This is a genomic window from uncultured Methylobacterium sp. (assembly GCF_964242245.1).
Lineage (GTDB): Bacteria > Pseudomonadota > Alphaproteobacteria > Rhizobiales > Beijerinckiaceae > Methylobacterium.
The window spans coordinates 1-10,413 of the sequence record NZ_CAXTBY010000124.1; the positions used below are offsets into that span (position 1 = coordinate 1).

Here is a 10,413-nt window from a genome sequence, read left to right on the forward strand (position 1 = left end):
CGCGGTCACGATCCGGGTCTTCCAGGGCGAGCGCGAGATGGCGGCCGACAACAAGCTGCTCGGCCAGTTCGACCTGATGGGCATTCCCCCGGCGCCCCGCGGCATGCCGCAGATCGAGGTGACCTTCGACATCGACGCCAACGGCATCGTCAACGTGACGGCCAAGGACAAGGCGACGAACAAGGAGCACCAGATCCGCATCCAGGCCTCGGGCGGCCTGTCGGACGCCGACATCGAGCGGATGGTCAAGGACGCCGAGGCCAACGCCGAGGCGGACAAGCGCCGCCGCGAGGTCGTCGAGGTGAAGAACCAGGGCGAGGGTCTGATCCACGCCACCGAGAAGTCGGTGCGCGAGTACGGCGACAAGGTCTCGGAAGTCGACAAGGGCGGCATCGAGACCGCGATGACGGCGCTCCGCACCGCGCTGGAGGGCGAGGACGTCGAGACGATCAAGGCCCGCACCACGGACCTGATGCAGGCCTCGATGAAGCTCGGCGAGGCGATGTACGCGGCCCAGGCCGCGGGCGGTCCGGAATCGGCCGCTGATGGGGCGGCCGGTCACGAGAAGAAGGAAGACGTGATCGACGCCGATTTCCAGGAGGTCGACGAGAAGGACCGGAAGAAGCGGGCCTGATCGCGAACGCTCCGCGGGTCTTCCCTCCCCCCTCTGCGGGGAAGGGTGGGCCTCGCGTCAGCGAGGGTCGAGGGAGGGGAGCAACAGGTCCGGATACGGTGCTTCCCCTCCCGACTTAGCTCGCGGGCCACCCTCTCCCGCGGAGGGGGGAGGGCTGTGCTGGTCTTGCTCGCTTTGGTGACGTGCGGACTGGATGGCACAGGATCGAGAAAGTCCCCGTCGGGTGTCCGCCTGCCACGCGGCTCCATGAAGGTCGTGCTAGAGCGTTTCTCCGCGTACCGAGATCAACACACCGCGCATCGGCCGTCCCGTCCGGCGGGACGCGGACGAGGTTTGAAGGCAGGGCATGTCGAAGCGGGACTATTACGAGATCCTGGGGGTCGCCAAGACCGCCTCGGACGGCGAGATGAAGGTCGCCTTCCGCAAGCTCGCCATGACCTACCACCCGGACAGGAATCCCGGCAACACGGATGCCGAGATCAAGTTCAAGGAGATCAACGAGGCCTATCAGTGCCTCTCCGACAGCCAGAAGCGCGCGGCCTACGACCGCTTCGGCCACGCCGCCTTCAGTCAAGGCGCGGGCCAGCCGGGCGGTCCCGGCTTCGGCAACGAGTTCGGCGACTTCATGTCGGACATCTTCGACAACTTCTTCGGCGACGGCCGCGGCGGGGCTCAGCAGGCGCGCGGCGGGCGTACGGCCGCGCCCGGCCGCGAACGCGGGGCGGACCTGCGCTACAGCCTGGAGATCAGCCTGGAGGAGGCGTTCACCGGCAAGGCCGAGACGATCCGCATCCCGACCTCGATCACCTGCGAGACCTGCGCGGGAACGGGCGCCAAGCCCGGCTCGAAACCGCGTGCCTGCCAGACCTGCGGCGGCTACGGCCGGGTTCGGGCGGCGCAAGGGTTTTTCGCCATCGAGCGGACCTGCCCGAACTGTCACGGCCGCGGCGAGATCGTCGACGACCCCTGCGCGACGTGTGCCGGCGCCGGCCGGGTCAACCGCGAGCGCACGCTCGCGATCAACGTGCCGGCGGGCGTCGACGACGGCCTGCGCATCCGGCTCGCCGGCGAGGGCGAGAGCGGCCTGCGCGGGGGGCCTTCGGGCGACCTCTACGTCTTCCTGTCGATCAAGCCGCACGAGTTCTTCCAGCGCGACGGGGCGGACCTGTTCTGCCGCGTGCCGATCTCGATGGTGACGGCGGCGCTCTCGGGCGAGATCACCGTGCCGGTGATCGACGGCTCGCAGACGCAGGTGCGGATTCCGGCGGGCACGCAGACGGCCAAGCAGTTCCGCATCAAGGGCAAGGGCATGCCGGTGCTGCGCGCCCGCGAAGTCGGCGACCTCTACATCCAGGTCTTCGTCGAGACGCCGCAGAACCTGACCAAGCGCCAGCGCGAGCTGCTGCAGGAGTTCGACCGGACGGCATCCGACGAGACCCACCCCGAGAGCGCCGGCTTCTTCTCCAAGATGCGCGACTTCCTGGGCGGTTTCGGCGGCGCCGCGCGCCAGTAGACGGACATGGTGGCGCGGGAAGACCGTTCCGGCCGGATCAAACCGGGTCGTTCCCGGTTTAGGCATCCACCGGATGGCGGTGCGCGCATTGGGCTAGGCATGGACGCGGGCTTGACGCTAGAACTGCAACGTCACCGTCAAGCCTCCCTCCACGACCGGATCTGAAGGAACATCGGACTTGCCGCCGTTACCTCGTTCCAGCGCGAAAGCCTCGTCCGTGCAAAGGCGTGAGCGGCGCGACCCGCTGGAGGACGAGGCCCGGTTCCTCAAGTCCTGGCTGGAGCGGCCGCTGGTGACCGGAGCCGTCACCCCGTCGGGCCGAATGCTGGCCCGCACCATGGCGGCCTACGTCGATCCGCGCCGACCCGGCAAGGTCGTGGAGCTCGGGCCGGGCACAGGCCCGGTGACGGAGGCTCTGGTCCGGCGCGGCATCGCACCCGAGCGCCTCGTGCTCGTCGAGTTCAACCCGGATTTCTGCGCCCTGCTGCGCCGGCGCTTCCCCGGCGCCACGGTGCTGCAGGGCGATGCCTACGACATCCGCGGGAGCGTCGGCGCGGTGCTGTCGGACCCCGGCATCGCCACGGTGTCGAGCCTGCCGCTGTTCACCAAGCCGCTGGCGCATCGCCTCGACCTGCTCAATACCGCCCACGACCTGATGCAGCCGGGCGCGCCGTTCGTGCAGTTCACCTACGCGGTGGTGCCGCCGATCCCGGCGCGATGCGCCGCCGGCAGCTACACCGCGAGCGGCTCGAACCGGGTCTGGCTCAACCTGCCGCCGGCCCGCGTCTGGGTCTACCGCCGGCCCTGATATCCGCGCGCCGCCCGGAACGGCCCTGGCTCACGACGCCGGGGACGTTCCCGTAATCCGCTCCAGCACGGCCGAACGCTGCGTTGGCACCCCGCCCAGCGCGTAAGCCGCCCGCAGCGCCGCCTCGGCCCTGTCGGCCGAGGCGGCGTCCGCGGCGTGGACGCATCCCAGGAGCCCGCTCGCATCGCCCGGATGCGCGAGATCCGAGAACCCGACGCGGCCGTCGATCGTGTTCTCGGGGCTGGTCCGGCCGCCGCCGAGGCCGATCACCGCGAGCCCGATCGCCCGCGTCGCGACGCGCGCCACCGTGCCCCGCGCCCGGACCTCGCGGATGACCGGGGCCGCAGCAAGGTAATGTGCCGGCTTATCGATCAGGTCGGCGGGTCCGCCGAGGGCCGAGACCATGCGCGAGAATATGTCCGCGGCCCGGCCGGAGGTCAGACCCGCCTCGATCCGAGCCGCAGCCGCGTCGCGGTCGCCGGCCAATCCGCCGGCGAGCAGCATCTCCGCTCCCAGCGCGACGGTCACCGCGTGGAAGCGCGGTTCGCGCCGACGGCCGGTCAGGTAGTCGATCGCGTAGGCGATCTCCAGTCCGTTGCCGGCAAATGATGCCAGCGGCGCGTCCATGTCGGTGATCAGCGCGACGGTCGGCAGCCCGGCCCCGCTCGCCACCGCGACGATGCTGCCGGCAAGCGCCCGGGCCTCGTCCAGGCCCGCCATGAAGGCGCCGGAGCCGACCTTCACGTCCATGACGAGGCCGTCGAGGCCCGCCGCGAGCTTCTTGGAGAGGATCGAGGCGGTGATCAGGTCGAGCGACTCGACCGTGCCGGTCACGTCGCGGATCGCGTAGAGGCGCCGGTCGGCCGGGGCGAGGTCTTCCGTCTGGCCGATGATGGCGCAGCCGACCTCGCGCACGACGCGCCGGAACGTCGCCAGATCCGGCGCCGCGTCGTAGCCGGGGACGCTGGCGAGCTTGTCCAGCGTACCGCCGGTATGGCCCAGACCGCGGCCGGAGATCATCGGCACGTACCCGCCGCAGGCCGCCACCATCGGCGCGAGCACGAGGCTGACGGCGTCGCCGATGCCGCCGGTGGAGTGCTTGTCGAGGACGGGGCCGGGCAGGTCCCAGGCGAGCACCGTGCCCGAGGCTGCCATCGCCCGCGTCAGCGCCACGCGCTCTCCCATTGCCATCCCGCGACAGCACACCGCCATGGCGAAGGCCGCCGCCTGCCCCTCGCCGACGCGCCCGTCAATGAGCCCGGCGACGAAGTCCGCGATCTCCTCGGGCGCGAGCGCGAGCCCGTCGCGCTTCCGGCGGATCGTCTCCTGCGGCAGCCTCACCGGACGGCGTCTCGCGCGGCCACGAGGGCGCCGAACAGGCTGCTCGCGCCGATGCGGAACGTGGCCGGCGCGGCCCATCCCGGACCCATGACCCGGTCGGCGATGGCAAGGTAGGCGGCGGCGTCCGCCAGCGTGCGCAGGCCCCCCGAGACCTTGAGGCCGCCCCGGCCGGCCGTGCGGATCACGCCGAGCAGGGCGCCGGCCGCCTCGGGCGTCGCCGAGACCGGGCTCTTGCCCGTCGAGGTCTTGAGGAAGTCGGCGCCCGCCGCCAGCGCCAGCCGGCCGGCCGCCGCGATCGCCTCCGCAGTCGCCAGGGTGCCGGTCTCCAGGATCACCTTGAGGCAGGCGTTCGGGCAGGCCGCGCGCACCGCCTCGACCAAGTCGACCGCCGTCGCCGCATCGCCCCGCAGGAGGGCGCGGTAGGGCAGCACGAGGTCGAGCTCGTGCGCGCCGTCGCGCAGGGCCGCGCGCGTGTCCGCCGCGGCGCGCTCCGCGTCCTCCCCGCCGGCGGGGAAGTTGATCACCGTGGCGATCCGCACCGGGGCGCCCGACAGCGCGCGCGCCGCCTGATGGACGAATTGGGGCCAGACGCACACCGCGGCGACCCCGCCCGCCCGCGCGTCGCGGCACAGGGCGTCGATGCGGGTCGCGGTGCACGCGTCGCCCAGCTCCGTCAGGTCGAGGAGCGGCAGGGCCCGCTCCGCGATCGCCCGCGCCGCGTCCCCCGTCATGCGGTCTCTCCCGTCGGCAGGCCGGCGACGAAGGTGCGGAGCAGCCGGGCGAGGTCGCCCGCCGCGCCCGCCGCCGCCCGCTTGGTCTCGGCGTGATGCGGGTCGCCGTCGCCGATCCCGGCGGCCCGGTTGGTCACCACCGAGACGGCGGCGACGGGTAGGCCGAAGAACCGGGCCAGGATGACTTCCGGCACCGTCGACATGCCGACGAGGTCGGCGCCCAGCCGCCCGGCCATCCGCACCTCGGCCGGCGTCTCGAAGCTCGGCCCGGAAAACCACGCGTAGACGCCCGCGTGGAGCGGGATGCCGCAGGCCCCCGCGGCTTCCGATAGCCGACGACGCAAGGCCGGATCGTAGGCCGCCGTCATCGGCACGAAGCGGGCCTCGCTCGGCTCGCCGACCAGCGGGTTGAGGCCGGACAGGTTGATGTGGTCGGTGAGCATCACGAGGCTGCCGGGGCCGGCCTCGGTCATCAGCGAGCCCGACGCGTTGGTGAGCATCAGGCATGCGGCGCCGAGCGCCCGGGCCGCGGCGATGGGTGCCCGCATCGCGGCCGGGTCGCCGCGCTCGTAGGCGTGCGCCCGGCCCTCGAACACCAGCACGGAGCGCCCGGCGAGGCGCCCGCGGTGCAGCCGGCCGCGGTGCCCGCTGACGCCGGAGCCCGGAAACCCCGCGATTTCCGCGTAGGGCAGGCTGATCGCGGATTCGAGCTCCGCCGCGATGCCGCCCAAGCCCGTGCCGGTGATGATCGCGCAGGTGTGCGGACCGGCAAAGCCCGCCGCGCGTAAGAAGTCGGCCGCCTCAGGCACCCAGCGTCTCCGGTCCGAACGAGGCCGGCAGCAGGCCGTCCAGCGTGAAGCTGCGATTGACGCCGGCGGAGTCGGCCGCGTGAATGGAGGTATCGCCGTCCGCGAACTCGCGGATGCGCTGGCGGCAGGCGCCGCACGGCGTCACCGGGCCGGCGCCGTCGCCGAGCACCAGCAGCGCCCGGATGCGCCGCCCGCCGGCCAGGATCATCGCCGCGACCGCCCCGGCCTCGGCGCAGGTGCCGACCGGGTAGGCCGCGTTCTCGACGTTGCAGCCGGCGTGCACCCGTCCGTGCTCGTCGCGCAGCGCCGCGCCGACCGCGAAGCGGGAGTAGGGCGCGTAGGCCCGCGCACGGGCGGCGATGGCCGCGTCGAACAGGGCGGCGAGGTCGGGGTCCTGAGGCGGCGGCGGCATCCCCGATCTTTGGCACCGGCCCTGCCGGCCTGTCGAGGGGCGGCATCGACAGGGGGCGGCCGCTCTCCTAAGAGGCGACGGGGTCAGTGATGCGGGGACGACGGATGCTGGGCCGGTACGAGCGCGGGGCGGCCGGGGAGGCGGTGGTCGCCTACGGCGATGGCACGATGCGGGTGGTCAAGCCCGGCGCCTACGTGCGCTGCGCCGTCACCGGCACGGAGATCCCGCTGGACGCGCTGCGCTACTGGAGCGCCGTCCGCCAGGAGGCCTACGCCACCCCCGAGGCGGTGCTGGAGCGGCTGAAGCGGACGGGGCGGCCGTAGGAAATCGCGTCCGCGATCTTGTCGGGCCGGTCCTTCATCGCGGCGCGATCGACGCCCGGAATGCTCCGGGCGGTCACCTGCTTGATCAGCTTGGCCAAGTCGGCTCGGCAAGGCGCTCGCGGCCTGCGCCCCGTGACGGCGCTCCTTTCCGGCCAGGGCTCGCGCGTCGCGGCCACGGCCTGAGTCTTTGGAAGACCGCGTCGCGCGAAGCGGTCTTCCGGACTTTGCCTCACGGCGCCCACTGCCAGAACACCGAGCTTGAGAACGAGAACACCTGCGCGCCGTGCTGGTTGACGGCCGTGTTGTCGGCAAACGCCAAGCCCCAGCCGGGGCGCGAGGCGGAGGCGCGCCTGTCGGTGAGCCGGGTGGCGTAGCGCAGCGTGTCGCCGGCGTAGACGGGGGCGAGCCAGCGCATCTCGCGAAAGCCCGGCGAGGGTCCCATCTCGGGTGCCGGTCCGTGGGCTGCCGTGTGGGCGTGGTCGCGGGCCCGGGTCGCCAGCAGGCGCTTCATGTAGGCTGCGGCCGTGTGCCAGCCCGAGGCGCACAGGCCGCCGAAATGGGTGTGCTTGGCGCCCTCCGGATCGGTGTGGAACACCTGCGGGTCGTAGGCGCGGGCGAAGCCCGTGATCGCGTCCGCACCGAACGCGTAGGCGCCGAGGTCGCGCGTCGCGCCGATCACGGCGTCTCTCAGGAAGGGGATCGCCTCGGCGTCGTCCGGCTCGGCGACCACGTCCGGGATGCCGGTCGCGACGGGGCGCGGCGGCGGCGGCGGTTCGGCCCCGCGGCGGGCGAGCATGAGGGTGAAGCGCTGCGTCATCACCGCCTCAGCCCGCCCGTTCTCCAGGCGCACGGCGCAGCGGCAGAATCCCCGATCGGGCTTCGAGGCGGAGACGCGGCACTCCTCCACCCGCAGCGACACGCGAAGCGCGTCGCCCGGCAGCACGGGCTTGAGCCAGCGCAAGTCGGTGACGCCGGGCGAGCCCAGCGACGAGCGCCCGCCCATCGGCCCGGCGTGCAGGAGCCGCATGCCGAGCGCGGCCGTGTGCCAGCCCGAGGCGATCAGCCGGCCGGCGAAGGTTTTTTCCGCCGCCGCTTCGTCGAGGTGGAACGGCTGCGGGTCGAACTCCCGGGCGAAGCGCACGATGTCGTCGCGGCTGACCGTCATCGGCGCGCCGACGATCACCTGACCGGCTGAGAAATCCTCGAAATCGAGGCCGGACATGGGCGCGCCCCGGCTCAGTTGGCGAAGCGGAAGTGCAGCACGTCGCCGTCCTGCACGAGGTACTCCTTGCCCTCCAGCCGCAGCTTGCCGGCGTCGCGCGCGCCCGCCTCGCCCTTGAGCGCGGTGTAGTCGGTAAACGCGATGGTCTCGGCGCGGATGAAGCCCTTCTCGAAGTCGGTGTGGATCACGCCGGCCGCGGCCGGCGCGCGGGTCCCGCGCGTGATCGTCCAGGCGCGGGCCTCCTTCGGGCCGACGGTGAAGTAGGTGATCAGGCCCAGAAGGTCGTAGCCGGCGCGGATCACGCGGTTGAGGCCGGGTTCGGAGAGCCCCACCGCCTCCAGGTAGTCGCCCTGGTCGGCGGCCGGCATCACCGCGATCTCGCTCTCGATCTTGGCCGAGACCACCACGGCCTGCGCGCCCTCCGCCTCGGCGCGGGCGAGCACGGCTTCCGAATAGGCGTTGCCCTTGTCGGCATCGGCCTCGTCGACGTTGCAGACGTAGAGCACGGGCTTGGCCGTCATCAGGCCGAGCTGCTGGAAACTCCGCTCCTCGTCCGACTTGCGCGCGACCATCCGGGCGGGCTTGCCCTCGCGCAGGTACGGCAGCGCCCGGTTGACGAGGTCCAGGAATTCCTTCGCCTCCTTGTCCGCACCCCGGGCCCGCTTCTCGAGAGCGACGACGCGCTTCTCCAGGCTGTCGAGGTCGGCCAGCATCAGCTCGGTCTCGATGGTCTCGATGTCGGCGCCAGGGTCGACCTTGCCCTCGACATGGGTGACGTCGCCGTCATCGAAGCACCGCACCACGTGGGCGATGGCGTCGCATTCGCGGATGTTGGCCAGGAACTGGTTGCCCAGGCCCTCGCCCTTCGAGGCGCCGCGCACGAGGCCGGCGATGTCGACGAAGGTCAGCCGCGTCGGGACGATCTCCTTGGAGGCGGCGATGCGGGCGAGGTCGTCGAGCCGCGGGTCCGGCACCGCCACCTCGCCGACGTTCGGCTCGATGGTGCAGAACGGATAGTTCGCGGCCTGCGCCGCCGCCGTCTGCGTCAGGGCGTTGAAGAGGGTCGACTTGCCGACGTTCGGCAGGCCGACGATGCCGCATTTGAAGCCCATGGGGTTCAGGTCCGTTGTGTCACGTCGTCCGGGGACGCGCGAAAGGGGTTGAAGAAACCATACCCTCGAACCGCGCACCGTGTGCCACGTTCTCGGTCAAACCTCGTGCCGTCGTATCCATCACGCCTTCGCACCCGGCCGGGTCACGTCGGCCCAGCCGCGCCCGACCATGGCCAAGTGCACCCGGTTCTGAAAACTCTCGTTCTCGCCTGCCGCCAGCAGCGGCACCTGATCGGCCACCGCCCGGCACAGATCCTCGACCCACGGCTCCTCGGATTTCGCGAAATCGTTGAGCACGTAGGCGTGCACCAGCGCCTTGTCGCCGGGATGCCCGATGCCGAGGCGCACCCGGCGATAGTCGTTGCCGCATTGGGCCGTGATCGAGCGCAGGCCGTTGTGGCCGGCGTTGCCCCCCCCGCACTTCACCCGGATCTTGGCCGGCGCCAGATCGAGCTCGTCGTGCAGCACGATCACGTCACTGAGCGCGATTTTGTAGAAGCGCTGCGCCTCGGCGACCGCGCGGCCGGACTCGTTCATGAAGGTCTGCGGCTTCAGGAGGATCGCCCGCTCGGACCCCAGCGACACCTCGGCGGCCTCCCCCTGGAAGCGGCGGCGGAACGGGCTCGCCCGGTGCTGCCGCGCGATCTCGTCGAGGCTGAGGAAGCCGATGTTGTGGCGGTTGCGCGCGTAGGATCGGCCCGGATTGCCCAGGCCCACGATGAGCCGCATGACGAGACAGGACTCCCGGCCTGAAAACACGAACGCCCCGACCTCGCGGCCGGGGCATTTTCCTGGAAGCGCTGCCGCCGCGATACGCGGCGGCGGACCCGAGCCTTGAGCTCAGCCCTCGGTCTTCTCGGCGTCGTCGGCGGCCTCGACTTCGGCCTTCTCCTCGGCGGCCTCGCTCGCCTGCGCCTCGGCGATGGCGGCCTCCTCGGCCTCGACCTCGGCGCCGAGCACGGTCGGCGGCACGACGTTGGCGACCGGATCGCTCGGCGCGCCGGTGTAGGTCACGCCGGCCGGCAGCACGATGTCGGAGACGTGGATCACGTCGCCGATCTCGCGGCCGGTGAGGTCGACCTCGATGCCGTCGGGGATCTGGTCGGGGGCGACCTCGACGGCGAGCGTATGCAGCACGATGTTGAGGGTGCCGCCCTTCTGCTTGATGCCGGGCGCCGCGTCCTCGTTGTGGAAGTGCACCGGCACCTCGACGGCGACGGTCTGGCCGGCGATCACCCGCAGGAAGTCGACGTGCATCGGCACGCCGGAGACCGGGTCGAGCTGGAAGTCGCGCGGGATGGCGCGGGTTTTCTTAGCCCCGGTATCGATCTCGAACAGCGTCGTCTTGAAGCCGCCGGCGTAGATCAGGGTGCGGGCGCGGACGAGGTCGATGCTGATGGCCTGCGGGGCTTGCCCGCCGCCGTAGACGACCGCGGGGACTCGGCCCTGGCGACGAACGGCCCGGGCGGCCCCCTTGCCGACCCGGTCGCGTGCCACGGCCTCAAGCG

General features: G+C 72.0%; 12 protein-coding genes. 4 read left to right on the plus strand and 8 right to left on the minus strand.

Annotation, left to right across the window (positions count from 1 at the left end; translation table 11 throughout):
• The 3 genes from ACFE8Y_RS18560 to ACFE8Y_RS18570 form a co-directional block, all read left to right on the plus strand.
• On the plus strand, positions 1-634 hold a 634-nt coding region (locus ACFE8Y_RS18560; protein WP_375465859.1), incomplete at its 5' end, for an Hsp70 family protein.
• A 346-nt stretch (positions 635-980) separates the two neighbouring features.
• Complete coding sequence (gene dnaJ, locus ACFE8Y_RS18565) at positions 981-2,147, plus strand: molecular chaperone DnaJ (protein ID WP_375465860.1); 1,167 nt, start codon at positions 981-983, stop codon at positions 2,145-2,147.
• Between the two features lie 178 nt (positions 2,148-2,325).
• Entirely contained in the window at positions 2,326-2,955 is a 630-nt protein-coding gene (locus tag ACFE8Y_RS18570) for a class I SAM-dependent methyltransferase (RefSeq protein ID WP_375465861.1), read from the plus strand.
• A 30-nt stretch (positions 2,956-2,985) separates the two neighbouring features.
• On the opposite strand, the gene deoA is transcribed toward ACFE8Y_RS18570, so the two are convergent.
• Genes deoA through ACFE8Y_RS18590 form a run of 4 tightly spaced genes read right to left on the minus strand, consistent with a single transcriptional unit; the run spans position 2,986 to position 6,248 of the window.
• Complete coding sequence (gene deoA, locus ACFE8Y_RS18575; protein ID WP_375465862.1) at positions 2,986-4,296, minus strand: thymidine phosphorylase; 1,311 nt, start codon at positions 4,294-4,296, stop codon at positions 2,986-2,988.
• Positions 4,293-5,027, minus strand: a complete 735-nt coding sequence (deoC, locus tag ACFE8Y_RS18580; protein WP_375465863.1) for a deoxyribose-phosphate aldolase — start codon at positions 5,025-5,027, stop codon at positions 4,293-4,295. The genes deoA and deoC overlap by 4 nt, the downstream gene beginning before the upstream one ends.
• Positions 5,024-5,836 carry a purine-nucleoside phosphorylase gene (locus ACFE8Y_RS18585; RefSeq protein ID WP_375465864.1) on the minus strand — a complete coding sequence of 271 codons (813 nt, stop codon included), beginning with the start codon at positions 5,834-5,836 and terminating at the stop codon, positions 5,024-5,026. The genes deoC and ACFE8Y_RS18585 overlap by 4 nt, the downstream gene beginning before the upstream one ends.
• Positions 5,829-6,248 (minus strand): cytidine deaminase, encoded by a 420-nt coding sequence (locus tag ACFE8Y_RS18590; RefSeq protein WP_375465865.1) that lies wholly within the window; start codon positions 6,246-6,248, stop codon positions 5,829-5,831. The genes ACFE8Y_RS18585 and ACFE8Y_RS18590 overlap by 8 nt, the downstream gene beginning before the upstream one ends.
• Positions 6,249-6,352: 104 nt before the next feature.
• On the opposite strand from ACFE8Y_RS18590, the gene ACFE8Y_RS18595 reads away from it, so the two are divergent.
• Positions 6,353-6,571, plus strand: coding sequence for a DUF2093 domain-containing protein (locus ACFE8Y_RS18595; protein WP_375465866.1), 219 nt, complete (start codon positions 6,353-6,355; stop codon positions 6,569-6,571).
• Positions 6,572-6,800: 229 nt separating this feature from the next.
• On the opposite strand, the gene ACFE8Y_RS18600 is transcribed toward ACFE8Y_RS18595, so the two are convergent.
• The 4 genes from ACFE8Y_RS18600 to ACFE8Y_RS18615 form a co-directional block, all read right to left on the minus strand.
• Positions 6,801-7,793 carry a MaoC family dehydratase gene (locus ACFE8Y_RS18600; protein ID WP_375465867.1) on the minus strand — a complete coding sequence of 331 codons (993 nt, stop codon included), beginning with the start codon at positions 7,791-7,793 and terminating at the stop codon, positions 6,801-6,803.
• Between the two features lie 14 nt (positions 7,794-7,807).
• On the minus strand, positions 7,808-8,905 hold the full coding sequence (ychF, locus tag ACFE8Y_RS18605) for a redox-regulated ATPase YchF (RefSeq protein ID WP_375465868.1): 1,098 nt from the start codon (positions 8,903-8,905) through the stop codon (positions 7,808-7,810).
• A 120-nt stretch (positions 8,906-9,025) separates the two neighbouring features.
• Positions 9,026-9,634 carry an aminoacyl-tRNA hydrolase gene (gene pth / locus ACFE8Y_RS18610; protein ID WP_375465869.1) on the minus strand — a complete coding sequence of 203 codons (609 nt, stop codon included), beginning with the start codon at positions 9,632-9,634 and terminating at the stop codon, positions 9,026-9,028.
• Positions 9,635-9,745: 111 nt separating this feature from the next.
• The coding region (locus ACFE8Y_RS18615) for a 50S ribosomal protein L25/general stress protein Ctc (RefSeq protein WP_375465870.1) at positions 9,746-10,413 on the minus strand (668 nt) is incomplete at its 5' end.

What these genes read in the sequence shown, in the direction of transcription:
- dnaJ (WP_375465860.1), top strand. Translation starts at nt 981, where the DNA reads ATGTCGAAGCGGGACTATTACGAGATCCTGGGGGTCGCCAAGACCGCC.
- deoC (WP_375465863.1), bottom strand. Translation starts at nt 5,027, where the DNA reads ATGACGGGGGACGCGGCGCGGGCGATCGCGGAGCGGGCCCTGCCGCTC.
- ACFE8Y_RS18590 (WP_375465865.1), bottom strand. Translation starts at nt 6,248, where the DNA reads ATGCCGCCGCCGCCTCAGGACCCCGACCTCGCCGCCCTGTTCGACGCG.
- ACFE8Y_RS18595 (WP_375465866.1), top strand. Translation starts at nt 6,353, where the DNA reads ATGCTGGGCCGGTACGAGCGCGGGGCGGCCGGGGAGGCGGTGGTCGCC.
- ACFE8Y_RS18600 (WP_375465867.1), bottom strand. Translation starts at nt 7,793, where the DNA reads ATGTCCGGCCTCGATTTCGAGGATTTCTCAGCCGGTCAGGTGATCGTC.
- ychF (WP_375465868.1), bottom strand. Translation starts at nt 8,905, where the DNA reads ATGGGCTTCAAATGCGGCATCGTCGGCCTGCCGAACGTCGGCAAGTCG.
- pth (WP_375465869.1), bottom strand. Translation starts at nt 9,634, where the DNA reads ATGCGGCTCATCGTGGGCCTGGGCAATCCGGGCCGATCCTACGCGCGC.